Raw genomic sequence first — 24,686 nt, forward strand, 5'->3', positions numbered from 1 at the left:
TAAAGCCGCTACAGCGGCGGGCGCGCGCCGGTTACCCGCCGGCGAGAGGGGTCAGTCACACCATGACCGCACCGATTGAGACCACCCATGGGCAGGCCGAGGCACAGCCGGAAGCCATCCTCAGCGGGGTCGAGCGGAGCCAGATCGAGGGCCGGTCCCTCGGTCAGATCGCCTGGATGCGCTTCAAGCGCGACAAGGTGGCGGTGGCCGGCGGTGTCGTCGTCATCCTGCTGGTGCTGCTCGCGATCCTGGCCAAGCCGATCGAGCACGTCTTCGGCCTCGACCCGACCGCCTTCCACCAGGACCTCGTGGACCCCGTCCGCGTCGCCCCCAAGGGCCCCTTCGGCGGCATGAGCTGGGCCCACCCGCTGGGCATCGACCCGCAGTTCGGCCGTGACCTGCTGGCCCGGATCATCGAGGGCTCGTGGGTCTCGATGCTGGTGGCGACCGGCGCGACGATCCTGTCCAACATCATCGGCACCGTCCTCGGCGTCATCGCCGGGTACTACGGCGGCTGGGTCGACAGCCTGATCAGCCGTCTGATGGACACCTTCCTCGCCTTCCCGCTGCTGCTCTTCGCGATCTCGATCTCCGCCTCCCTCCAGGACGGCGCCTTCGGGATGAACGGGCTGCCGCTGCGGATCAGCGTGCTGATCTTCGTGATCGGCTTCTTCAACTGGCCCTACATGGGACGCATCGTGCGCGGCCAGACGCTGAGCCTGCGCGAACGCGAGTTCGTCGAAGCCGCCCGCAGCATGGGCGCCCGCGGCCCCTTCATCCTCTTCAAGGAACTGCTGCCCAACCTGGTCGCGCCGATCCTCGTCTACTCGACGCTGCTGATCCCGACCAACATCCTCTTCGAGGCCGCCCTGAGCTTCCTCGGCGTCGGCATCGCACCGCCCCAGGCCTCGTGGGGCGGCATGCTCAACGACGCCGTCGACCTCTTCTACGCCGACCCGCAGTACATGGTCGTCCCCGGCCTCGCGATCTTCATCACCGTCCTGGCCTTCAACCTGCTGGGCGACGGACTGCGCGACGCCCTCGACCCGCGCAGCAAGTGAACGGCCGCAGCACGCCACGCCGCACCGCCCGTACCGGGTACCAGCCCGCCCGTACCACCGCTTAAACCACGTATATCCATTCGATTTGGAGGCTTTCCTCGGCATGAACAGCAGAAAAGCGACAGCCGCGCTGGCGCTTGCCATGGCTCTGGCCCTGGGAGCATCCGCGTGCAGCAGTGACTCGAAGGACGACAAGGGCGGCAAGAACCCGAGCGGCGGCAGCAGCAAGTCCGCCTCCGGCTCCGACGCCGCGCTCACCTCCATCGTCAACAAGTCCGACAAGAAGGGGGGGACGGTCGTGATGGAGAACTCCGACGTGCCGGACTCCCTGGACATGGGCAACACGTACTACGGCTGGGTGCAGAACTTCTCCCGCCTCTACGCGCGTACCCTGCTCACCTTCAAGCCCGCCGCGGGCAAGGACGGCCTCACCGTCGTCCCCGACCTCGCCACCGGACTCGGCAAGGCCAGCGCGGACGCCAAGACCTGGACGTACACCATCCGGTCCGGCCTGAAGTACGAAGACGGCACGCCGATCACCACCAAGGACATCAAGTACGCGATCGAGCGCAGCAACTTCGCGCCCGAGGCGCTGTCCAACGGCCCGACGTACTTCAAGGCGTACCTCGCGGGCGGCGACAAGTACCAGGGTCCGTACAAGGACAAGAACCCCAACGGGCTCGCGTCCATCGAGACCCCGAACGACACCACGATCGTCTTCCACCTGGCGAAGCCCTTCGCGGACTTCGACTACCTGGCGACGTTCTCGCAGACGGCCCCCGTGCCGCAGGCGAAGGACGACGGCGCCGGTTACGTGAAGCACATCGTGTCGTCCGGCCCGTACAAGTTCTCCTCGTACACCGAGGGCGCGGGCGCCACGCTGGTCCGTAACCCGCAGTGGAGCCAGGCCACCGACCCGGTGCGCAACCCGCTGCCGGACAAGTACACGATCAAGTTCAAGGTCGACGCGGTCACCATCGACAACAACCTGCTGGCGGGCAACACCACGGTGGACTCCGGCGGTACCGGTGTCACCCCGCAGACCCAGGGCAAGGTGCTCGGCCCCAAGTACAAGGGCAGCACCGACGACTCGTACGCCGGCGCCACCGCGTACATGGCGATCAACTCCAAGGTCGCGCCGTTCGACAACATCGAGTGCCGCAAGGCCGTCGAGTACGCGATCGACAAGGTCTCGGTGCAGACCGCGATCGGCGGCAGCGTGAAGGGCGACATCGCCACCACGCTGCTCCCGCCGACCGTCAACGGCTACGCGAAGTTCGACCAGTACCCGACCGAGGGCAACAAGGGCGATGTGGCCAAGGCCAAGCAGGCCCTGAGCGCCTGCGGCAAGCCGGGCGGCTTCACCACCAACCTGACCGCCCGCTCGGACCGTCCGGCCGAGATGGCGCAGGCCACCGCGGTGCAGAACTCGCTCAAGCAGGTCGGCATCACCGCCAACATCAAGAGCTACCCGGCGGGCAAGTACTTCGCCAACTTCGCCGGTGTCCCGAGCTACGTGCACGAGCACCAGCTCGGCCTGATGATGATGGCGTGGGGCGCCGACTGGCCGACCGGCTACGGCTTCCTCGACCAGATCGTGGACGGCAGCGCCATCAAGCCCTCCGGCGGCAACAACCTGATGGAGCTGAACGACCCGGCCATCAACAAGGCGCTGTCGGACGCGATCGCCAACACCGACGCGGCCGCCCGTGAGAAGGCCTGGGGCGACATCGACAAGATGGTGCTCGACACCGCCACCGTCGTGCCGCTGATCTACCGCAAGAACCTGCTGTACCGCCCGGAGAGCGCCACGAATGTGACGATCACTCAGGCGTACCTGGGCATGTACGACTACCTGCTGCTCAGCTCCTCCAAGTAAGCGAGAGCACCGAACACCGGAAGGCAGGTGAAGGCATCGGCGTCCGCCGGGACCGGGGTTGACCCCCTGCCCGGCGGACCCGGCGCCGAACCGCTGTGACTGCGTACATCATTCGACGCGTGATCGCCGCGATAATCCTGGTGCTTGTCGTCAGCGCGGTCACTTTCGCGATCTTCTTCCTGGTCCCCAAGATCGGCGGCCAGAGCACGACCCAACTGGCCACCCAGTACGTGGGCAAGGACGCCAACCCCGAGTCGATCGCGGCGGTCAAGAAGAACCTCGGGCTGGACCTGCCGCTCTACCAGCAGTACTGGCACTTCATCAAGGCCATCGTCATGGGCGCGAACTACAAGTTCGGCCCGGACGCGGCGGTCTGCCACCGCCCCTGCTTCGGCTACTCCTTCAAGTCGCACGTCGAGGTGTGGCCGCAGATCAAGACCCGTATCCCGGTGACCTTCTCGCTGGCGATCGGCGCGGCCGTGATCTGGGTGGTCTCCGGTGTCGTCATCGGCGTCATCTCCGCGCTCAAGCGCGGCACGGTCTTCGACCGGATCTCCATGGGCGTGGCCCTGGCCGGTGTCTCACTGCCGATCTTCTTCACCGGCATGGTGCTGCTCGGCCTGTTCTCCTACAAGTGGACGATCTGGGACAACGTCGAATACGTCGGGTTCACCACCGATCCCGCCCAATGGGCGTGGAATCTGATCCTGCCGTGGATCGCGCTGGCCTTCCTCTACTCCGCGCTGTACGCCCGCCTCACCAGAGCCGGGATGCTGGAGACGATGGGCGAGGACTACATCCGTACCGCGCGGGCCAAGGGCCTGCCGGAGCGGACGGTCGTCGGCAAGCACGCGCTGCGCGCGGCCCTGACCCCGATCGTCACCATCTTCGGCATGGACTTCGGCCTGCTGATCGGCGGCGCGATCATCACCGAACGCGTCTTCTCCTTCCAGGGAGTCGGCGCCTACGCCGTGCAGGGCGTCAAGGACAACGACCTGCCGATCGTGCTCGGCGTGACGATGGTCGCGGCCACCTTCATCGTCTTCTGCAACCTTGTGGTGGACCTGCTGTACGCCGCCATCGACCCCCGCGTGAGGTACTCGTGAGCACCACGGACGGCAGTGCCCCCGACAGCGGCACGTCCGAAGCGTCCGAGGGCGGCGCCGTCGGGTTCGACAAGGCGGCGTCCGTCGTCGGGGAGCCGGTGGCGGACCCCGGCCCGGCCCCCGCGGGGGACGCGTATCTGTCGGTACGTGACCTGCGGATCCACTTCGACACCGACGACGGCCTGGTGAAGTCGGTCGACGGCCTCAGCTTCGACCTCCAGCGCGGCCGTACGCTCGGCATCGTCGGCGAGTCCGGCTCGGGCAAGTCCGTGACGTCGCTGGGCATCATGGGCCTGCACCGCACCTCGCGGGCCCGGATATCCGGCGAGGTCTGGCTGGACGGCGAGGAGTTGGTCGCCGCCGACCCGGACCACGTACGGCGGCTGCGCGGGCGCAAGATGGCGATGATCTTCCAGGACCCGCTCTCCGCGATGCACCCCTACTACACAGTCGGCGCGCAGATCGTCGAGGCGTACCGGGTGCACCAGAAGGTGTCGCGCAAGGTCGCGGCCGAGCGGGCCGTGGAGATGCTGGACCGGGTCGGCATCCCGGAGCCCAGGAAGCGCTTCTCGGACTACCCGCACCAGTTCTCCGGCGGTATGCGGCAGCGCGCGATGATTGCCATGTCGCTGGTCAACAACCCCGAGTTGCTGATCGCCGACGAGCCGACGACCGCGCTCGACGTGACCGTGCAGGCGCAGATCCTGGACCTGATCCGGGACCTGCAAAAGGAGTTCGGCTCCGCGGTCATCATGATCACCCACGACCTCGGAGTGGTCGCCGAGGTCGCCGACGACCTGCTGGTGATGTACGCGGGCCGGGCCGTGGAGCGCGGCACCGCCGAGACGCTGTTCACCGCGCCCCGACACCCTTACACCTGGGGCCTGTTGGGCTCCATGCCGCGTCTCGACCGGGAGCGCCTGGAGCGGCTCAACCCGGTCAAGGGCACCCCGCCCAGCCTGATCAACGTGCCGTCCGGCTGCGCCTTCCACCCGCGCTGCCCGTACGCGGCGCTGACCGGCGGCGCCGCGGAGACGGACGTGCCGGAACTGCGCGAGGTGGGCCCCGGCCACATGGCCGCCTGCCACCTCGGCGAGGCCGACCGCCTCCGGATCTGGACCGAAGAGATCGAACCGAAGCTGTGAAGGGTCAGGAAGAACCCGTGGCCGAGAACCCCTCGCCGGACGAGCCGCCGCAGGACGCGTCCTCGTCGGACGGCACACAGTCGGACGGCACGCCCCCGGACAACGCCGCTGCGGACGACGCGCCCTCGGACAACGCCGCGCCGGACGGCGGCACTTCGTCGGGCAGGCCCTCGCTCGACAAGAGCGTCCCGCTGCCGCGGCAGCGCGGCGGCGAGCCGCTGCTCAAGGTGACCGGTCTGGTCAAGCACTTCCCGATCACCAAGGGCCTGCTGCGCCGCCAGGTCGGCGCCGTACAGGCCGTGGACGGCATCGACTTCGAGGTCGCGGCGGGCGAAACGCTCGGCGTGGTCGGCGAGTCGGGCTGCGGCAAGTCCACGATGGGACGGCTGATCACCCGGCTGCTCGAACCGACCGGCGGCACGATCGAGTTCCAGGGCCGGGACATCACGCACCTGAGCACCGGGGCGATGCGCCCGATGCGGCGCGACGTCCAGATGATCTTCCAGGACCCCTTCTCCTCGCTGAACCCGCGGCACACCATCGGCACGATCGTCGGCGCCCCGTACAAGCTCCAGAAGGTCGCGACCGAGCACGGTGTGAAGCGCGAAGTGCAGAATCTGCTGGAGCTGGTCGGGCTCAGCCCCGAGCACTACAACCGCTACCCGCACGAGTTCTCCGGCGGTCAGCGGCAGCGGATCGGCATCGCGCGGGCCCTCGCCCTCAAGCCGAAGCTGGTCGTCGCCGACGAGCCGGTCTCGGCGCTGGACGTGTCCATCCAGGCCCAGGTGGTGAACCTGCTGGACGACCTCCAGTCGGAGCTGGGCCTGACGTATGTGATCATCGCCCACGACCTGTCGGTGATCCGCCATGTCTCGGACCGGATCGCGGTGATGTACCTCGGCAAGGTGGTGGAGATCGCGGACCGGGAGGCGCTGTACAGCGCGCCCTTCCACCCGTACACCACCGCCCTGATGTCGGCGGTGCCGGTGCCCGACCCGCGGCGGCGCACGCAGCGCAAGCGCATCCTGCTCACCGGTGACGTGCCGTCGCCGATCTCGCCGCCGAGCGGCTGCCGCTTCCACACCCGGTGCTGGAAGGCGACGGAGGTGTGCAAGACGCAGGAGCCGCCGCTGGCGCCGCTGGCGACCGGCCACCAAGTGGCGTGCCACCACCCGGAGAACCAGCCGGACAACCAGCAGGACAGCGCGGCTGTCACGCCGTAGGCAGTCGTGACGGGGCGGGCCGTACGGTCGCTGCTTTCTGGCCGTACGGCCGGCGCCGCCGGTCCGGCGCCGGTTCGTACGGTGGGCCTCGCGGTTCGTACGGCGGGCCGTAGTACAACATCGGCATGGCCACGGATCTGTTCACGCCCACCGTCCAGCACACGCTCGACGTCGTCGGGATCTTCGTCTTCGCGATCTCCGGCGCGCTGGCGGCGGTCCGCAGGAACTACGACGTGTTCGGCATGGCGGTGCTCGCCGAGGTCACGGCGCTCGGCGGCGGGGTCTTCCGCGATCTGGTCATCGGCGCGGTGCCGCCCGCCGCGTTCACCGACGTCGGCTACTTCTCGACGCCGCTGGTCGCCACCGCGCTGGTCTTCTTCCTGCACCCCGAGGTCGAGCGGATCACCGCCACGATGAACGTCTTCGACGCGGCCGGGCTCGGGCTGTTCTGCGTGAGCGGCACGATCAAGGCGCATACGTACGGGCTCGGGCTCACCCCGTCCGTCGCGCTCGGCCTCGCCACGGCGGCGGGCGGCGGCGTCCTGCGCGACCTGCTGGCGAACGAGGTGCCGTCGCTGCTGCGCTGGGACCGCGATCTGTACGCCGTCCCGGCCCTGGTCGGCGCGAGTACGGTCGCGCTGCTGATCCACTTCGACGTGCTGGGCGGTGTGACCGCGGGGCTCGCGGCGCTGGTCGCCTTCGTCCTGCGGCTGCTGGCGCTGCGGTTCCACTGGCGGGCGCCGCGGGCGTGGCACCGCAGGAGCGCGGCGGCGGAGGGGGAGTAGCGGACTCCGTCCGGGCCGGACCGCGCCGTGCGTATGCGGGCCGCGCGTGTGCCGGGCCGTGCGTATGAACGGCGGGGTCGCGCGGCCGGTCGCCGCGGCGGGAAACCGCCAGCGGTGGACACGGAGTCTCTACCGCTGGGTAACATCGGGGCATGGCACATGCGACAGCCCGCGCGACCCTCGGCGACAGCGAATTCGACCGCGACACGACGGTGACGGCCCGGCAGGGCGAGCCCGGCACGTACGACATCGACCTGTCACCGGGCTGGACCATCGCCGCGGCCGTCAACGGCGGGTATCTGCTCGCCGTCGTCGCCCGCGCCCTGCGCGACGCGCTGCCGCACGACGACCCCTTCACCATCACCGCCCATTACCTCACCGCCTCAGGCCCCGGCCCCGCCGTGATCAGGACCGAGACGGTACGGGCGGGCCGGACCCTCTCCAGCGGGCAGGCGTCGCTCTACCAGACCGACGAGCAGGGCCGCGAGGTCGAGCGGATGCGGGTCATCGCCGCGTACGGCGACCTGGGCGCGCTGCCCGACGACGTACGCACCACCGCGCCCGAGCCGTCGATGCCGGAGTACGCGGACTGCGTCGGCCCCGAGGACGCCCCCGAGGGCGGCGCGCCGCTGCCCGGCTCCAGCGCCCTCCTCGACCGCATCGCGCTCCGGCTCGATCCGGCCACCGCGGGCTGGGCCGTCGGCGCGCCCTCGGGGCGCGGTGACATGCGCGGCTGGTTCGGCCTGGCCGACGGCCGTGACCACGACGTCCTCTCGCTCCTCCTGGCCGTGGACGCCCTGCCCCCCACCGCCTTCGACCTCGGTCTCAAGGGCTGGGTCCCCACCCTCGAACTCACCGTCCACCTCCGCGCCCGCCCGGCCCCCGGCCCCCTCCGCATCGCCCTCACCACCCGCAATCTCGCCGGCGGCCTCCTCGAAGAGGACGCCGAAGTCTGGGACACCGCCAACCGCCTCGTGGCCCAGTCCCGCCAACTCGCCCGCGCCCCCCGCCCCTGACCCCCCTCCCGCCGCGGTCGGCCACCACGCCGGTGCCGTTGGCCATACGGTGAGGCGCCGGGTCCCACCCGGAGAGGGGGCATGGAGCGGTGAGGACACACCTGTTTCCCGCGTTCGCGAGGGTCTTCGCGTTCTGCGCGGCTGGAGGATTGACGGCTTTCGCGGTGCGGCGTTCGGGGGTGGCCGACGCCACATTGGCGGGTGCCATCTGGTACGGATTCCTCATGTGCGGAGTGGTTTCCGAGGTATTCCGCCATCGGCGCGACAAGGCGGCCGGTGGGCGCCCGCACCGCGAAAGACGGTAGCCATGAGCATCCGCCATCCATCGCTCCGGCCAATCGGTTGCCTCGCGCCGGGGGCGTTGTCGCCGGGGTGAGGCGCCTTGTGGGGTGGGCGGACGCGGGTGGGGGTCGGAAGGTTGCTCCGGCGAACGTAGAATCGGGGCACCATGGCCTACTTCGACCACGCCGCCACCACGCCCATGCTCCCGGAGGCGGTCCAGGCGATGACCGCCCACCTCACGGTGACCGGGAACGCGTCCGCACTGCATGCCGCCGGGCGGCAGGCCCGGCGGACCGTCGAGGAGTCACGGGAAGCGCTCGCCGCGGCACTTGGCGCGCGCCCCAGCGAGATCGTCTTCACCGGCGGCGGCACCGAGTCGGACAACCTGGCGGTGAAGGGCCTGTTCTGGGCGCGCAGGGACGCCGACCCGCGCAGGGTCCGCGTACTGGCCAGCCCGGTCGAGCACCACGCGGTGCTGGACGCCGTCCACTGGCTCGCGGAGCACGAGGGCGCCGTCGTCGAGTGGCTGGACGTCGACGGCTACGGCCGGGTCCACCCCGAGACACTGCGCGCCGCGATCGAGCGTGACCCCGACGACGTGGCCGTGATCACCGTGATGTGGGCGAACAACGAGGTCGGTACGGTGCTGCCGGTCGCCGAACTGGCCGAGGTGGCACGGGAGTTCGGCATTCCGATGCACTCCGACGCCGTGCAGGCGTTCGGCCAGGCCGAGGTGGACTTCACCGCGAGCGGCCTCGACGCGATGACGGTGACCGGCCACAAGATCGGCGGCCCGTACGGCGTCGGCGCACTCGTGCTGCGGCGCGAGGACACCCCCGTACCGCTGCTGCACGGCGGCGGCCAGGAGCGCAGCCGCTCCGGCACCCTCGACGTACCGGCCATCGCCGCCTTCGCGACCGCAGGCACCCTCGCCGCCGAGCGCCGCACCGCCTTCACCCGCGACATCGGCGCCCTGCGCGACACCCTCGTCCGCGACGTGCTCGCCACCGTGCCCGACGCCATCCTCAACGGCGACCCCGACCCCGCGGGCCGCCTCCCCGGCAACGCCCACTTCACCTTCCCCGGCTGCGAGGGCGACGCCCTCCTCCTGCTCCTCGACGCCCAGGGCATCGCCTGCTCCACCGGCTCCGCCTGCACCGCGGGCGTCGCCCAGCCCAGCCACGTCCTGCTCGCCATGCACCAGCCCCCCACCCACGCCCGCGCCACCCTGCGCTTCTCCCTGGGCCACACCACCACCCCCGCCGAGATCGCCACCCTCACCGCCGCCATCGGCCCGGCCGTCGAACGCGCCAGGGCCGCGGGACAGACCTGAGGGCCGGGCCGGGAGGCCGTTACTCTGGGGGAGTGAATGACTTCCCTGACGCCGATCGCAAGAAGCTGCGCGTACTGGCCGCGATGAGCGGCGGTGTGGACTCCGCCGTGGCGGCGGCGCGCGCCGCCGAGGCGGGGCACGACGTGACCGGCGTGCACCTGGCGCTGTCGGCGAATCCGCAGAGCTTCAGGACGGGCGCGCGGGGCTGCTGCACGGTGGAGGACTCGCGGGACGCGCGGCGGGCGGCCGACGTGATCGGCATCCCGTTCTACGTGTGGGACCTCGCGGAGCGCTTCCGGGAGGACGTGGTCGAGGACTTCGTCGCGGAGTACGCGGCGGGCCGGACGCCGAATCCCTGCCTGCGCTGCAACGAGAAGATCAAATTCGCCGCGCTGCTGGACAAGGCGCTGGCGCTGGGCTTCGACGCGGTCTGCACCGGGCACTACGCGACCGTGCTGGTCAAGGACGACGGCACGCGCGAGCTGCACCGGGCGAGCGACGCGGCCAAGGACCAGTCGTACGTGCTCGGCGTCCTGGACGAGCGGCAGCTCGCGCACGCGATGTTCCCGCTGGGGGACACCCTGACCACCAAGGACGAGATCCGCGCGGAGGCCGAGCGGCGCGGGCTCGCGGTGGCGCGCAAGCCCGACAGCCACGACATCTGCTTCATCGCGGACGGTGACACCCAGGGCTTCCTGGCCAAGCGCCTCGGCACCGCGGAGGGCGCGATCGTGGACGAGGACGGCGCGCGGGTCGGCACGCACACGGGCGCCTACGGCTTCACCATCGGCCAGCGCAAGGGCCTGCGGATCGGCGTCCCCGCGGACGACGGCAAGCCGCGCTACGTCCTGGACATCTCGCCGGTCGACAACACCGTGACGGTCGGCCCCCTCGACGCTCTCGACGTGACGTCGCTCACCGCGATCAAGCCGCGCTGGTGCGGCACCCCGCCGGCCGGCCCCGCCGCGTACACCGCGCAACTGCGGGCGCACGGCGAGGACGTACCGGTGACGGCGGAGCTGGTGGACGGCGAGCTGCGGGTCGGCTTCGGCGCGCCGGTGCGCGGCATCGCGCCGGGCCAGGCCGTCGTGCTGTACGACGGCACGCGCGTCGTCGGCTCGGCGACGATCGCCACGACGGACCGGGCGGGTTCGGCGGCGGACCGGGCCACCGCCGACCGGACGGACCCGCGGCCGGAACGGACCGCCGCCGTGAACGCCGATCAGGCCGCAGGAGCGCGCGCGGGCGCCGATACCGTGACCGTATGAACATCTGTGTCTTCCTCTCCGCCGCCGATCTCGACGAGCGGTATACGGCCCCTGCGCGTGAATTCGCCGAGCTGATCGGGCGCGGCGGCCACACCCTGGTCTGGGGCGGCTCGGACGTCGGCCTGATGAAGGTCGTCGCGGACGGCGTCCAGGAGAGCGGCGGCCGGCTGGTCGGGGTGTCGGTGGAATTCCTCCGGTCCAAGGCGCGGGAGAACGCGGACGAGATGGTGACCGCGGTCGACCTCGCCGAGCGCAAGGCGGAACTGCTGCGGCGCGCGGACGCGATCGTCATCATGGTCGGCGGCACCGGCACACTGGACGAGGCCACCGAGATCCTGGAGCTGAAGAAGCACGGGCTGCACGCCAAGCCCGTCGTGCTGCTCAACAGCGCCGGTTTCTACGACGGGCTCAGGGAACAACTGCACCGGATGGACGCGGAGGGCTTCCTGCCGCTCCCGCTGGCCGATCTGGTGGCCTTCGCCGACACCGGCGAAGAGGCCATGACCTACCTGACGGAGAACGTGTGAGCATCCACCTGGTCACCGGAGCCGGCTCCGGCATCGGCGCCGCGGTCGCGCGCGGGCTGCTGGAGCGCGGCGACGAACTGTGGCTGCTGGCCAGGGACGCGGGCCGGGCCAAGGCGCTGGCCGCCGCCTTCCCCGGCGCGCGGACCCTGGTCGGCGACCTCGCCGAGCCGTCCCGGCTGTCCTGGGCGCTCGGCCACCAGTCGCCGCCCGACCGGCTGGACTCGCTGCTGCACATCGCGGGCGTGGTCGAACTGGGCGACATCGGCGACCTCACCCCGAAGGTGTGGAACGAGACGCTCGCGGTCAACCTCGTCGGCCCCGCCGAGCTGACCCGGCTGTTCCTGCCCCAACTGCGGCTCTCCCGCGGCCATGTGGTCTTCGTCAACTCCGGCGCCGGACTCGACGCGCACGCGCAGTGGGGCCCGTACGCGGCCAGCAAGCACGGCCTCAAGGCCCTCGCGGACGCCCTGCGCCGCGAGGAGCACGCCAACGGCCTGCGCGTCACCTCCGTCTTCCCCGGCCGCACCGCCACGCCCATGCAGGCCAAGGTGCACCAGCAGGAGGGCAAGCAGTACGACGCCGAGCGCTGGATCGCGCCCGAGTCGGTCGCCACCACGGTCCTCACCGCGATCGATCTGCCCCGGGACGCGGAGATCACCGACCTGACGGTCCGACCGGGCCGGTAACGCCTCGGGCGCGCCTGGCGGCAGCGGTGTGCCGCCTCCGGCACGGCTGACGGACGACGGCTGACGGCTGACGGCGACGGCGGGGTGCGGGCTGCGGCGGGTGGCGCGCGCCGCGCGTGAGGCAGCCCGGCGCCCCGTCGTACGTCGGCCCCGGCCCGTCGCGTCTCGGCGGCCGGGGGCGCGTCACGTTTCGGGCGGGCGGCCCCCCGCCCCGCCGGTTTCGCTGGGCTTCCCGCAGGGGGGCGGTCGCCCAACCGTGTACTTATGCCGGTGTATTGCTCCGGCGCAGCCGATATCCGACCGCTTTCGTCACTTCCGCACCTTAAGGTCATCCGCGCCCCACCCCGATCCGAGGGAGCGGACCGACCATGGCCTCTGCCACCGCAGTACCCCGGCCGAGCAGCGCCGGGCGGGACGTACGGACCCGCGCCGAGGCCGCCCTGCGGCTCGCCGCCCCCGCGCTGCTCGGCTACGGCGCCGCCCGCGCCCTCGGCATCGTCCTGCTCTGCTACTTCGCCGAGCGGCGCGGCCGTTCACCCGGCACGGTGCTGTACGGGTCGTGGGACTCGCGCTGGTACCAGGACGTGGTCGAGCACGGCTACGACCGTACGGTCACCGGAGTGCCCAACGCCTGGCACGGCTGGAGCAACCTCGCGTTCTTCCCGCTGTACCCGGCGCTCTGCCGCGTCGCGGACGCGGTCCTGCCGGTCGGCGACGCCAAGGCGTCCTGGCTAGTCTCGCTGACCGCCTCGATGGCCGCGGCCTGGCTGATCTTCCTGGTCGGCAACCGCCTCCACCGGCGGCGTACCGGCGTCATCCTCGCGGTGCTGTGGGGCTGCCTGCCGCACGCGCTGGTCGAGAGCATGGCGTACACCGAGTCGCTGTTCACCGCGCTCTGCGCCGCCGCCCTCTACGCCACGCTGGCCAAACGCTGGGTGTGGGCCGGGACGTTCGCCGCGCTGGCCGGACTCACCCGGCCCACCGGCGTCGCCATCGCCGCGGCCGTCGGCCTCACCGCCGGGCTCGCCGCGGTCCGGGCACTGCGGCAGCCGCGCGAGGGACCCTGGTGGGGGCCGGTCTGGCGGCCCGCGCTCGGCATGCTGCTCGCGCCCGCCGGATGGCTGGCCTTCGTCGTGTGGGTGGGCGTGCGCGTGCACCGCGCCGACGGCTACTTCGCCGTCCAGGAAGCCTGGGGCAACCGCTTCAGCAAGGGCGGCTACCTGCTGCGGCGCTTCCGCTGGGTCTTCCTCGGCCCGCGCGGCAGCGACGTACCCGTCGCCTTCGTCGTCGTCACCCTCGTCGTCGTGGCCTGCTTCGCGCTCTTCGCCTTCAGCCTCGTCCAGCGCCAGCCGCTGCCGCTGCTGCTCTTCAGCGGCGCGCTCCTCGCCGTCCTCACCCTCGGCGCGGGCGTCTACATCGCCCGCGCCCGCTTCCTGCTCCCCGGCTTCCCCCTGCTGATCCCGCTGGCCCGCGTCCTCGCCCGCACCCACCCGCGCACCATCGCCTGCACCCTCTCCTTCGCCGCCGTCGCCTCCGCGATCTACGGAGTCCACCTGTCGCTGGTGTGGAACGGCCCGCCGTAGGGAGGGCGACCGGCAGGAGAGGACGACCGCCGGAGGAGAGGGCGACCGCCGCGAGGGAAAGCGACCGGCCGCGGAGCGCATACGCTTTCGGACGTGAGTACCCAGACTGACTTCTCCCTGCCCGCGGGCACCGCGACCGGTGTCGGGTCCATGCCGGGCGGCGACGCCCGGGAGGCGGCGCGGGTGGCCGTGGAGGCCACGGCGGGCATGGCCTTCCTGCCCGAGCTGCCCGGCCGGGGCCCCGGCGCCGACATGATCGGCCGGACCCTCGGCATGCTCGTGGACCTCTACGCCCGCGTGGAGCCCAGCGGCTGGCGCTTCGGCGACCGGCCGGGACGGGACTCGAAGCGGGCCACGTCCTGGCTCGGCGAGGACCTGGACGCGCTGGAGGAGTTCACCCAGGGCTACGAAGGGCCGCTCAAGATCCAGGCGGTCGGCCCGTGGACGCTGGCCGCCGGGGTCGAGACCCGCAACGGCGAGGCCGCGCTGCGCGACCACGGGGCCGTACGCGACCTGGCGGGATCGCTCGCCGAGGGCCTGCGGCTGCACGTCGAGGAGGCGCGGCGCCGGGTCCCCGGCGCCCAGATCGTGCTCCAGCTCGACGAGCCGTCGCTCACCTCCGTGCTGCACGGCAGGATCAGGACGGCCAGCGGCTACCAGACCTACCGCGCGGTGGACCGCGCCGTCATCGAGTCGACGCTGCGCGACCTGATCGCGGCGGTCGGCGCACCGGCCGTCGTCCACTCCTGCGCCCCCGAGGTGCCCTTCGGTCTGCTGCGGCGCGCCGGGGTCGTCGGCATCTCCTTCGACTTCGACCTGCTCACCGAGCGTGACTGGGACGACTTCGGGGAGGCCGCGGAAGGCGGCACCGCGCTCTTCGCCGGTGTCGTCGCCGGCAAGGATGCCCCATTGTCAGACCCTGGCGGTAGCGTCAGTGGTGTTCGGGCGCTGTGGCGCAGGCTGGGGCTGGCGCCGGGGGCATTGGGCTCCTCGGTCGCGGTCACCCCTTCCTGCGGTCTGGCGGGGGCCTCTCCGGCCTATGCCCGTGCCGCCCTGGTGCACTGCGCGAAGGCGGCGCGATCGCTCGTCGACAACCCTGAGTGAGGGAAGGGACAGTTTCGTGGCAGCCGTGGACGACGACGCAAGCCGGGGCGAGGCGAGCGCGGCGGAGATCCCCGCCGAGGCACGCGAGGAGCACGCACGCCTCGCCGAGCAGATCGAGGAGCACCGCTTCCGCTACTACGTCAACGACGCGCCCGTCGTCAGCGACGCCGAATTCGACACGCTGCTGCGCCGACTCGAAGCGGTCGAGGAGGAGCACCCGGGCCTGCGCACCCCCGACTCGCCGACCCAGAAGGTCGCGGGCGCGTACGAGACGGAGTTCACCTCCGTCCAGCACCGCGAGCGGATGCTGTCGCTCGACAACGCCTTCGCGCCGGAGGAGCTGGCCACCTGGGCCGAGCGCGTCGCCGCGGAGCTGGGCCCGCCGGACAACACGCACAGCCCGTACCACTTCCTGTGCGAGCTGAAGGTCGACGGCCTCGCGGTCAATCTGACGTACGAACAGGGCCGCCTCACCCGCGCCGCCACGCGCGGCGACGGCAGGACCGGCGAGGACATCACGCCCAACGTGCGGACGATCGCCGACATCCCCGACCGGCTCGCGGGCGACCGCGTGCCCGAACTGGTGGAGATCCGCGGCGAGGTGTACTTCCCCGGCGAGAAGTTCGAGGAGCTGAACGAGCGGCTGGTCGAGGCGGGCGACAAGCCCTTCGCCAACCCGCGCAACGCGGCGGCCGGTTCACTGCGGCAGAAGGACCCGCGGATCACTGCGAGCCGCCCGCTGCGCATGGTGGTGCACGGCATCGGCGCCCGCCAGGGCTTCGACATCGACTGCCAGTCGCACGCGTACGAGCTGCTGCGCGAGTGGGGCCTGCCGACCGCCCGCTACAACAAGGTGGTCGACTCGCTCGCCGAGGTCTCCGACGTCATCGCCTACTACGGCGAGCACCGGCACGACGTCGAGCACGAGATCGACGGCGTCGTGGTCAAGGTGGACGAGATCCCGCTCCAGGGACGGCTCGGCTCCACCTCACGGGCGCCGCGCTGGGCGATCGCCTGGAAGTACCCGCCCGAGGAGGTCAACACCAAGCTGGTGGACATCCGCGTCGGCGTCGGCCGCACCGGGCGCGTGACGCCGTACGCGGTCGTCGAGCCGGTGACGGTGGCGGGCTCCGAGGTCGAGTTCGCGACGCTGCACAACCAGGACGTGGTGAAGAAGAAGGGCGTCCTGATCGGCGACACCGTCGTGCTGCGCAAGGCGGGCGACGTCATCCCGGAGATCCTCGGGCCGGTCGCGGACCTGCGGGACGGCAGCGAGCGGGAGTTCGTGATGCCCGCCGAGTGCCCGGACTGCGGCACCGCCCTCCAGCCCATGAAGGAAGGGGACATCGACCTGCGGTGCCCCAACGCCCGCTACTGCCCTGCCCAGTTGCGCGAGCGGATCTACTACCTCGCGGGCCGCAAGTGCCTCGACATCGAGAACTTCGGATACGTCGCCGCGACCGCCCTGACGCAGCCGCTGGAGCCTTCCGAGCCGCCGCTGAAGGACGAGGGCGACCTGTTCGGCCTGGAGATCGAGGAGCTGCTGCCGATCCGCTCCTACGTACTCGACCAGGACACCGGCCTGCCCAAGCGGGACGCGGACAGCGGCGACGAGAAGATCGTCACCTTCTTCGCCAACCAGAAGGGCGAGCCGAAGAAGAACGCGCTGGCGATGCTGGAGCACATCGCCGCGGCCAAGGAGCGCCCGCTGGCCCGCATCCTCACCGGTCTGTCGATCCGTCATGTCGGCCCGGTGGCCGCCGAGGCGCTGGCCCGCGAATTCCGCGACCTGGACCGGATCAAGGACGCCGCAGAGGAGGAACTGGCCGCGGTCGACGGCGTCGGCCCGACCATCGCCGCGTCGGTGAAGCAGTGGTTCGCCGAGGACTGGCACCTGGAGATCATCGAGAAGTGGCGGGCCGCGGGCGTCAAGTTCACCGAGGAGGGCTCGGACGAGGGACCGCGTCCCCTCGAAGGACTCACCGTCGTCGTGACCGGAACACTGGCCGGACACACCCGGGACGGCGCCAAGGAGGCCCTGGTCAGCCGCGGTGCGAAGGTCACCGGCTCGGTCTCCAAGAAGACGAGTTTCGTCGTCGTCGGCGACAACCCCGGTTCCAAGTACGACAAGGCGCTCCAGGTGAAGGTGCCGGTGCTGGACGAGCCGGGCTTCGCCGTCCTGCTCGAACAGGGGGCCGAAGCCGCCAGAGCCGTGGCGGTGAATCCGCCGGAGGCGGCGGAAACGGAGGAAGGTGCCGCGGACAAGCCGGTGGCCGAAGACGCGGAAGCGGCGGACGCCGACGGCACAGAAACGGCCGCCGAATCCGGCTGAATGGCCCTGGGATGTCACCCGTTCGGCCTATATCAGAATACGGCGATCGCCCAGGTCGCATTCCGGGAACCCCTGCCGATCGGTGCCCGAGGTGGCGTGTCGCGGCCTACTGTTGAGAAGCGCGCCCGCCGGGCATGAACCTTCCAGCGGCCTCAGCGGGTCCCACCGCGGGCACCGGCGCGGTGGACCTGCTTGCCACACCAGGCTGCGAGAGGGACGGGCATGGAAACGACGGAGGGCGTCGTAGCGGCGCCGCTGCCCAGCAGCCAGGCCGCGACACCGCTCCCGTGCGCGACCCGGCCGTCGATCCGGATAGGGGTGCCGGCGGTGGCCGGTGCCGCGCTCGTCGCGGGCGTCGTCCGCATGGTCGTCAGCGGCCACGCGCTCTTCCCCGGCGGCACCATCGGCTGGGCCCTGGCCGTACTCACCGGCATCGTTGTCGGCCACCTGGTCGCGATGGGCCGCGACCGCTGGTGGGGCGGCACCGGATCCGGCGCCGCCCTCACCCTCGCCATGCTCCTGCTCTACGGCTGGGTGCCCGCCGTCCTCGTCAGCCTCGCCGTGGTCGTCCTGGTCGGGGCCGCCCGCAGGCACCGCTGGCGGGAGGCCGCCCTGCACGGCGCCATCGACATCCTCGGCATCGGCGCGGGCGCGCTCGCCCTCTACTGCTTCGGCGACCACCCCTCCGTCGAGGGCCCCTGGCGGCCCGCCGCCTGGACGCTGTCCGCCGCCCCGGCCATCCTCGTCACCGCGTTGGCCTATCTGACCGCGACCCGGCTGCTGCTGTGGCTCGCGTTCGCCCCGCGCGGCGGCGGCCTGCCCACGGTCGCGCGCACCGCGCTCATCCGGCAGGGCATGGTCGGCGTCGCCCTGCTCGGCATCTCCCCGCTGATCCTGGTCGTCGCCTGCGACATGCCCGTCCTGCTGCCGCTGTTCTCCGTCCCGCTGATCGCGCTGGACTCCACCTTGTGGATCGCGCACGCCCGCGCCGAGGAACAGCTCCGCGACCCGCTCACCGGCCTGCCGAACCGTCAATGGCTCCTGGAACGCGTCCGGTCGGCGCTCGACATCGCCCAGGGACGTGGCGAGCGCAGCGCCCTGATCCTCATCGACCTCGACAAATTCCGCTCGGTCAACGACACGCTCGGGCACCTCGCGGGCGACCGGCTGCTCCTCCAGGTCGCCGACCGGCTGCGGCTCGCGCTGCCGCGCGGCGCCGAGGCCGCCCGGCTCGGCGGCGACGAATTCGCCGTCCTGCTGCCCATCTGCGACTCGCCGACCCGCGCCCAGCGCGTCGCCCGCGCGCTGGCCCTGGCGCTCGGCTCCCCGATCAGCCTGGACGGCCTGACCCTGGTGCTGGAGGCCAGCGCCGGGGTCGCCGTCTTCCCCGACCACGCGGTGGACGCCGAAGGGCTGCTGCGCCGCGCCGACGTCGCGATGTACCAGGCCAAGCTGGACCGCAGCGGCGTCGAGGTCTACGAGGCCAAGCGCGACGGCAACACCCCCGACCGGCTCGGCCTGCTCGGCGACCTGCGCCGCGCCCTGGACGCCGGGGACGTCCAGCTCCACTACCAGCCCAAGGTCCGCTTCGACGGCCAGGTCGCCGGACTCGAAGCGCTGGTGCGGTGGGAGCACCCGGAGCGCGGCCGGGTGAACCCCGAAGAGTTCATCACGATGGCCGAGACGTCCGGGCTCATGCCGCAGCTCACCGAGTACGTCCTCGACACCGCCCTCGCGCAGGTCGCCCGCTGGCGCCGGATGGGCCTCGAAGTCCCCGTCGCCGTCAACGTCTCGCCCCGCGACGTCCACAGCCCCGGCTTCGCGGGCGCCGTCGCCGCCCGCCTCGCCCGGCACCAGGTCCCGCCGGGCTCGCTCCAGTTGGAGATCACCGAGCACGTCCTGCTCGAAGACCCGCAGCGCGCCGCCGACACCCTCAACGGGCTCACCGGACACGGCGTCAAGATGTCCCTCGACGACTTCGGCACCGGCTACTCCTCCCTGGTCCACCTGCGACGGCTCCCCGTCAGCGAACTCAAGATCGACCGCTCCTTCGTCGCCCGCCTGGTCATCGACAACGAGGACGCCGAGATCGTGCGCTGCACCATCGACCTCGCCCACTCCCTCGGCCTCCTCGTCGTCGCCGAGGGCGTCGAGGACGACGAGACCTGGGAACGCCTCCGTGACCTGCGGTGCGACGCCGTCCAGGGGTGGCTCGTCGCCGCCGCCATGCCTCCCGACGAAGCCACGGCGTGGCTGCGCGCCCGCGGTGAACGAGGGTGGCAGCGGCCTGTCGCCGCGCTGGCGGCGACGCCCGAACCCGAGCCCGAGCATTCGGCTCTGCCGGAGATCCGCCGACCCTGACGCGCCCATGGGCACGGCCCTTGTGCGTCCGCTTGCGCAGGTGGGTACGCCCCTGAAAAGCACGGTCCCGCGTCAGCGCACCGTACCGGGGCCGCGCCCCTGAAAAGATCGGGTTGCCGCGCGCGGGAGGGAAATGGGGTCTGGGGGCGTGCCCCCGGGCCCGTAGGATGAGGGGTCCACCGACATCTCACCCCGCAGAGGATCGCAATCGCATGCCTGGCATCACGCGCGAGGAGGTCGCCCACCTCGGCAAGCTGGCACGGCTGGAACTGTCCGCCGACGAGCTGGACCACTTCGCCGGACAGCTCGACGACATCATCGGCGCGGTAGCCCGCGTGTCCGAGGTGGCCGGCGAGGACGTACCGCCGACCTCGCACCCGCTGCCCCTGACCAACGTCATGCGCCCGGACGACGTCCAGCCGTCGCTGACCCCGGAGCAGGCCCTGTCGGGCGCCCCGGCGCAGGAGCAGCAGCGCTTCAAGGTGCCGCAGATCCTGGGGGAGGACTAAGACCATGACGGACATCATCAGGCTGACCGCCGCTCAGACGGCGGAGAAGATCGCGTCCGGCGAACTGACCGCGGTCGAGGTCACCGAGGCGCACCTGGCCAGGATCGAGGCCGTCGACGAGAAGGTGCACGCCTTCCTGCACGTCGACCGCGAGGGCGCGCTCAAGCAGGCCCGCGCCGTGGACGCCAAGCGCGCGGCGGGCGAGCCGCTCGGCCCGCTGGCGGGTGTGCCGCTGGCGATGAAGGACATCTTCACCACCGAGGGCGTGCCCACCACCGTGGGCTCGAAGATCCTCGAAGGGTGGATCCCGCCGTACGACGCGACCGTCACGAAGCGGCTGAAGGCCGCCGACGTGGTGATCCTCGGCAAGACCAACATGGACGAGTTCGCGATGGGCTCCTCGACGGAGAACAGCGCGTACGGCCCGACCGGCAACCCGTGGGACCTGACCCGTATCCCCGGCGGCTCCGGCGGCGGTTCGGCCGCGGCGCTCGCCTCGTACCAGGCCCCCCTGGCCATCGGCACCGACACCGGCGGCTCCATCAGGCAGCCCGCCGCGGTGACCGCGACGGTCGGCGTGAAGCCCACCTACGGCGGCGTCTCGCGGTACGGCATGGTCGCCTTCTCGTCCTCGCTCGACCAGGGCGGCCCCTGCGCCCGTACGGTGCTGGACGCCGCGCTGCTGCACGAGGTGATGGCCGGGCACGACCCGCTCGACTCCACCTCCGTCGACGCGCCGGTGCCGCCGGTCGTCGAGGCCGCGCGCAACGGCGGCGTGGCGGGCCTGCGGGTCGGCGTCGTCAAGGAGTTCGGCGGCGAGGGCTACCAGGCCGGTGTCGTCCAGCGGTTCAACGAGTCGGTGGAGCTGCTGCGCGACCTGGGCGCCGAGATCGTGGAGATCTCCTGCCCGTCGTTCACGTACGCGCTCGCCGCGTACTACCTGATCGCGCCGTCGGAGTGCTCCAGCAACCTGGCCCGCTTCGACGCCATGCGCTACGGCCTGCGGGTCGGCGACGACGGCACGAAGTCGGCCGAGGAGGTCACCGCGCTGACCCGTGACGCGGGCTTCGGCCCCGAGGTCAAGCGCCGCATCATGCTCGGCACGTACGCGCTCAGCTCCGGCTACTACGACGCGTACTACGGCTCGGCGCAGAAGGTCCGCACGCTGATCACCCGGGACTTCGAGAAGGCATTCGAGAGCGTCGACGTGATCGTCTCGCCGACGACGCCGACCACCGCCTTCCCGATCGGCGAGCGCGCCGACGACCCGATGGCGATGTACCTCGCGGACCTGTGCACCATCCCCGCGAACCTCGCGGGCAACGCGGCGATGTCGCTGCCCTGCGGACTGGCCCCCGAGGACGGGCTGCCGGTGGGACTCCAGATCATCGCACCCGCACTCAAGGACGACCGGCTCTACCGGGTCGGCGCCGCCGTCGAGGCCGCCTTCGTGAAGAAGTGGGGCCACCCCTTGCTAGAGGAGGCACCCCAGCTATGAGCACCGTGAAGAAGAAGGGCAAGCCGGGCACGTACCTGGCCATCGGCAGCACGCTCTTCGCGGCCTTCAGCAACATCAAGAAGGTCCGCACCGCCCGCGGCGAGCAGGACACCCTCCAGTTGGTCGACGGCCTGATCCGGGTGGCCGCGGTGGCCACCGGCGTCGCCCTGCTCATCCGCGAGCTGCGCCAGGCGAACGACGACGACATCCTGACCGGCTGACCGGACGGACTGAGAAGGTAGAGGGAACTGTGACCGTCACGGAGCTGCTGTCCTACGAGGACGCGCTGGCGTCGTACGACCCGGTGATGGGCCTCGAGGTCCATGTCGAGCTGGGCACCAGGACCAAGATGTTCTGCGGCTGCTCGACCGAACTGGGCGCCGACCCCAACTCGCAGACCTGCCCGACCTGTCTTGGCCTGCCCGGCGCGCTGCCGGTGGTCAACGCGGTCGGCGTGGAGTCCGCGATCAAGATCGGCCTCGCGCTCAACTGCGACATCGCGCAGTGGTGCCGCTTCGCCCGGAAGAACTACTTCTACCCGGACATGCCGAAGAACTTCCAGACCTCGCAGTACGACGAGCCGATCGCGTACAACGGCTATCTGGACGTCCAGTTGGAGGACGGCGAGGTCTTCCGGGTGCAGATCGAACGCGCCCACATGGAGGAGGACACCGGCAAGTCGCTGCACGTCGGCGGCGCCACCGGGCGGATCCACGGCGCCTCGCACTCGCTGCTGGACTACAACCGCGCGGGCATCCCGCTGATCGAGATCGTCACCAAGCCGATCGAGGGAGCGGGCGCGCGCGCCCCCGAGGTCGCCAAGGCGTACGTCGCCGAGCTGCGCGAGCTGATCAAGGCGCTGGGCGTGTCCGAGGCCCGGATGGAGCAGGGCCAGATGCGCTGCGACGTCAACTTGTCGCTGCGCCCGCACGGGCGGGAGAAGTTCGGCACCCGCAGCGAGACCAAGAACGTCAACTCGCTGCGCAGTGTGGAGCGGGCGGCCCGCTTCGAGATCCAGCGGCACGCGGCGGTGCTGTCCTCCGGCGGCACGATCCTCCAGGAGACCCGGCACTTCCACGAGGAGGACGGGTCGACGACCTCCGGCCGGATCAAGGAGGAGGCCGAGGACTACCGGTACTTCCCCGAGCCCGACCTGGTGCCGGTCGCCCCGGCCCGTGACTGGGTCGAGGAGCTGCGCGCCGGGCTGCCCGAGCTGCCGCGGCTGCGCCGCAAGCGGCTCCAGGAGAGCTGGGGCATCGCCGACCACGAGATGCAGTCGGTGCTCAACGCGGGCGCGCTCGACCTGATCCTCGCCACCATCGACGAGGGCGCGGACGCGGCGGCGGCCCGTAAGTGGTGGATGGGCGAGCTGGCCCGGCACGCCAACGAGTCCGGCACCGAGCTGGCCGATGTGCCGATCACCCCGGCGCAGGTGGCCAGGGTCGCGGCGCTGGTCTCGGCGGGCGACCTCAACGACAAGCTGGCCCGCCAGGTCATCGAGGGCGTTCTCGCGGGCGAGGGCGACCCCGACCAGGTGGTCGACAAGCGCGGCCTGAAGGTCGTGTCCGACGACGGCGCCCTGGGCGCGGCCGTGGACGAGGCCATCGCGGCCAACGCGGCGATCGCGGACAAGATCCGTGGCGGCAACCTGGCCGCGGCGGGCGCGCTGATCGGCGCCGTCATGAAGCTCACGCGCGGGCAGGCGGACGCGAAGCGGGTCCGTGAGCTGGTGCTGGAGAAGCTGGGCGTGCAGGGCTGAGGCCAGGCCGCCCGCGCGTGCCCGGACGGTTATACGAGGGCGGTTCCCGGTGGCGGGGGCCGCCCTCGGCCGTGGGCGGCCCACGTCGCCGGAGGGTGGCCTCGGCCGTGCCCGGCCGGGATGTGGACAGTGGATCTCACAGGTTGAGGCGGGCACTCTCAGACGACTCTCAGTCCGCTCTCAGAAAGCATCCCTACGGTGCGGACCATGGAGACCACCAAGCCCCCCACAGTGACCGACGCCGAGACCGAGAGCGGGATTGAGAGCGGGACCGAGAGCGGGACCGCGTCCGCGCGGGAGAAGCCCGGCACCCCCGCCGCGGAGACCGCGGCCGACCTCGAAGTCGTGGACGAGACCGACTACGAGGTGACCGGCGACGGAGCCGACGACGAGGAGGAGGACGACGCCCTCGCCGCGGAGCCCGCGGCGCCGTCCGCCGCCTCCGCCATCGTGACCGGCGCCGCCGCCGTCGCGGGCGCCGCGCTCGCGCTGTCCTCGCTCACCGGCACCTGGCTCAGCAACGTCGTCTCCCAGCGGCAGGGCCTGATCGGCCAGATCAAGACGTCCAGCGGCACCGCCAAGCAGCAGATCGCCGCCGGATACGGCACGCCCTGGCACGCGATCGCCCTGGTCAACGGCATCTTCGCGGTCGTCGCGCTGATCGTCTGCGGCGGAGTGCTGCTGCACCCGGCCTCCCGGGCCCGCGCCGCCCGCGGCCACTGGAGCCAGGCGCTGGCCTGGGGCGGTGTCGTCCTGGCCTTCATCGGCCTGCTCATCGCGGGCGCCATGTGGTTCGACGTGTTCGCCGACCTCCCTACGGTACCCGCGTCCTGACCCCCGCGCGGTGAGCGTCTAAGGCACCCGCACCCCGTACGGGGCGGCCGTCTAAGGCCCCCTGGGGCCGAGAGTTGCGGCAACTGCCCGATGTGGCGGGACCCCCTTGGAGACGAAGCTTGTGGCAGCGGAACAAGCACATCATCCAAGGGGAGAGACCGATGTTCGCGTACGAACTCCAGCAGGCCCGCCGTGACGACCTCCAGCACCGCGCCGACGCCTGGCGGCTGGCCCGGGACGCCAAGGCCGCCCGCGACGCCGCCCGCAGGAACCGCAGGACCACCAGGACCGCCGCCCGCACCGGCACCGAGGCGGACTCGGCCGCGGAGGCCCCCGCCTCCCCGCGCCCGTCCCGCGGCCGAGCCCGCCACCAAGCCGCATGACTGCGCCGCACC

At 71.5% G+C, this 24,686-nt stretch carries 20 protein-coding genes and 1 pseudogene; all 21 read left to right on the top strand.

All coding sequences use genetic code 11. The annotated features are described in order from the left end of the window. Positions 1–62: 62 nt before the first annotated feature. The 21 genes and pseudogenes from ACIO6U_RS26315 to ACIO6U_RS26415 all read left to right on the top strand — a co-directional run bounded on the left by ACIO6U_RS26315 (position 63) and on the right by ACIO6U_RS26415 (position 24,674). Positions 63–1,061 carry an ABC transporter permease gene (locus tag ACIO6U_RS26315; protein WP_188283044.1) on the top strand — a complete coding sequence of 333 codons (999 nt, stop codon included), beginning with the start codon at positions 63–65 and terminating at the stop codon, positions 1,059–1,061. Positions 1,062–1,164: 103 nt separating this feature from the next. After that, positions 1,165–2,940 (top strand): ABC transporter substrate-binding protein, encoded by a 1,776-nt coding sequence (locus ACIO6U_RS26320; RefSeq protein ID WP_401722834.1) that lies wholly within the window; start codon positions 1,165–1,167, stop codon positions 2,938–2,940. 95 nt (positions 2,941–3,035) lie between these two features. Then, positions 3,036–4,046: an ABC transporter permease gene (locus ACIO6U_RS26325; RefSeq protein WP_355348056.1), complete on the top strand. Its 1,011-nt coding sequence runs from the start codon at positions 3,036–3,038 to the stop codon at positions 4,044–4,046. A gap of 98 nt (positions 4,047–4,144) precedes the next feature. Beyond that, entirely contained in the window at positions 4,145–5,191 is a 1,047-nt protein-coding gene (locus tag ACIO6U_RS26330) for an oligopeptide/dipeptide ABC transporter ATP-binding protein (RefSeq protein WP_391161733.1), read from the top strand. A 191-nt stretch (positions 5,192–5,382) separates the two neighbouring features. Beyond that, positions 5,383–6,414 carry a dipeptide ABC transporter ATP-binding protein gene (locus ACIO6U_RS26335; protein WP_391044839.1) on the top strand — a complete coding sequence of 344 codons (1,032 nt, stop codon included), beginning with the start codon at positions 5,383–5,385 and terminating at the stop codon, positions 6,412–6,414. Between the two features lie 125 nt (positions 6,415–6,539). Further along, positions 6,540–7,199, top strand: coding sequence for a trimeric intracellular cation channel family protein (locus ACIO6U_RS26340; RefSeq protein ID WP_355348059.1), 660 nt, complete (start codon positions 6,540–6,542; stop codon positions 7,197–7,199). Between the two features lie 152 nt (positions 7,200–7,351). Then, positions 7,352–8,215 (top strand): thioesterase family protein, encoded by an 864-nt coding sequence (locus ACIO6U_RS26345; protein WP_401722837.1) that lies wholly within the window; start codon positions 7,352–7,354, stop codon positions 8,213–8,215. Positions 8,216–8,663: 448 nt separating this feature from the next. Next, the gene (locus ACIO6U_RS26350) at positions 8,664–9,830 is read left to right on the top strand and encodes a cysteine desulfurase family protein (protein ID WP_401722840.1); all 1,167 of its coding nucleotides are present in this window, start codon (positions 8,664–8,666) and stop codon (positions 9,828–9,830) included. Positions 9,831–9,862: 32 nt separating this feature from the next. Further along, positions 9,863–10,984, top strand: a pseudogene (gene mnmA, locus ACIO6U_RS26355) (tRNA 2-thiouridine(34) synthase MnmA); the annotation flags it as partial. A gap of 110 nt (positions 10,985–11,094) precedes the next feature. After that, positions 11,095–11,625: a TIGR00730 family Rossman fold protein gene (locus ACIO6U_RS26360; protein ID WP_355348068.1), complete on the top strand. Its 531-nt coding sequence runs from the start codon at positions 11,095–11,097 to the stop codon at positions 11,623–11,625. Next, positions 11,622–12,311 carry an SDR family oxidoreductase gene (locus ACIO6U_RS26365; RefSeq protein ID WP_355348071.1) on the top strand — a complete coding sequence of 230 codons (690 nt, stop codon included), beginning with the start codon at positions 11,622–11,624 and terminating at the stop codon, positions 12,309–12,311. Before ACIO6U_RS26360 ends, ACIO6U_RS26365 begins: the two co-directional genes overlap by 4 nt. 368 nt (positions 12,312–12,679) lie before the next feature. Continuing rightward, on the top strand, positions 12,680–13,894 hold the full coding sequence (locus tag ACIO6U_RS26370; RefSeq protein WP_391044745.1) for a hypothetical protein: 1,215 nt from the start codon (positions 12,680–12,682) through the stop codon (positions 13,892–13,894). Between the two features lie 93 nt (positions 13,895–13,987). After that, a complete protein-coding gene (locus ACIO6U_RS26375) occupies positions 13,988–14,998 on the top strand; it encodes a methionine synthase (protein WP_355348077.1) in 1,011 nt (336 codons plus the stop codon). A gap of 25 nt (positions 14,999–15,023) precedes the next feature. Beyond that, positions 15,024–17,330 (top strand): NAD-dependent DNA ligase LigA, encoded by a 2,307-nt coding sequence (ligA, locus tag ACIO6U_RS26380; RefSeq protein WP_355348080.1) that lies wholly within the window; start codon positions 15,024–15,026, stop codon positions 17,328–17,330. A 222-nt stretch (positions 17,331–17,552) separates the two neighbouring features. Continuing rightward, positions 17,553–19,691, top strand: a complete 2,139-nt coding sequence (locus ACIO6U_RS26385) for a bifunctional diguanylate cyclase/phosphodiesterase (protein ID WP_355348083.1) — start codon at positions 17,553–17,555, stop codon at positions 19,689–19,691. A gap of 212 nt (positions 19,692–19,903) precedes the next feature. Then, positions 19,904–20,200, top strand: a complete 297-nt coding sequence (gene gatC / locus ACIO6U_RS26390; protein WP_401722856.1) for an Asp-tRNA(Asn)/Glu-tRNA(Gln) amidotransferase subunit GatC — start codon at positions 19,904–19,906, stop codon at positions 20,198–20,200. A 4-nt stretch (positions 20,201–20,204) separates the two neighbouring features. After that, the gene (gene gatA, locus ACIO6U_RS26395; protein WP_355348089.1) at positions 20,205–21,698 is read left to right on the top strand and encodes an Asp-tRNA(Asn)/Glu-tRNA(Gln) amidotransferase subunit GatA; all 1,494 of its coding nucleotides are present in this window, start codon (positions 20,205–20,207) and stop codon (positions 21,696–21,698) included. Continuing rightward, complete coding sequence (locus ACIO6U_RS26400; RefSeq protein ID WP_355348092.1) at positions 21,695–21,919, top strand: hypothetical protein; 225 nt, start codon at positions 21,695–21,697, stop codon at positions 21,917–21,919. The genes gatA and ACIO6U_RS26400 overlap by 4 nt, the downstream gene beginning before the upstream one ends. Positions 21,920–21,948: 29 nt before the next feature. Further along, positions 21,949–23,457 (top strand): Asp-tRNA(Asn)/Glu-tRNA(Gln) amidotransferase subunit GatB, encoded by a 1,509-nt coding sequence (gene gatB, locus ACIO6U_RS26405; RefSeq protein WP_355348095.1) that lies wholly within the window; start codon positions 21,949–21,951, stop codon positions 23,455–23,457. A 207-nt stretch (positions 23,458–23,664) separates the two neighbouring features. Then, complete coding sequence (locus tag ACIO6U_RS26410) at positions 23,665–24,291, top strand: hypothetical protein (RefSeq protein ID WP_401722860.1); 627 nt, start codon at positions 23,665–23,667, stop codon at positions 24,289–24,291. Between the two features lie 161 nt (positions 24,292–24,452). Further along, on the top strand, positions 24,453–24,674 hold the full coding sequence (locus ACIO6U_RS26415; protein WP_355348101.1) for a hypothetical protein: 222 nt from the start codon (positions 24,453–24,455) through the stop codon (positions 24,672–24,674). Positions 24,675–24,686: the final 12 nt, after the last annotated feature.

The sequence above is a fragment of the Streptomyces sp. NPDC087422 genome (assembly GCF_044744145.1).
Taxonomy (GTDB): Bacteria; Actinomycetota; Actinomycetes; order Streptomycetales; family Streptomycetaceae; genus Actinacidiphila.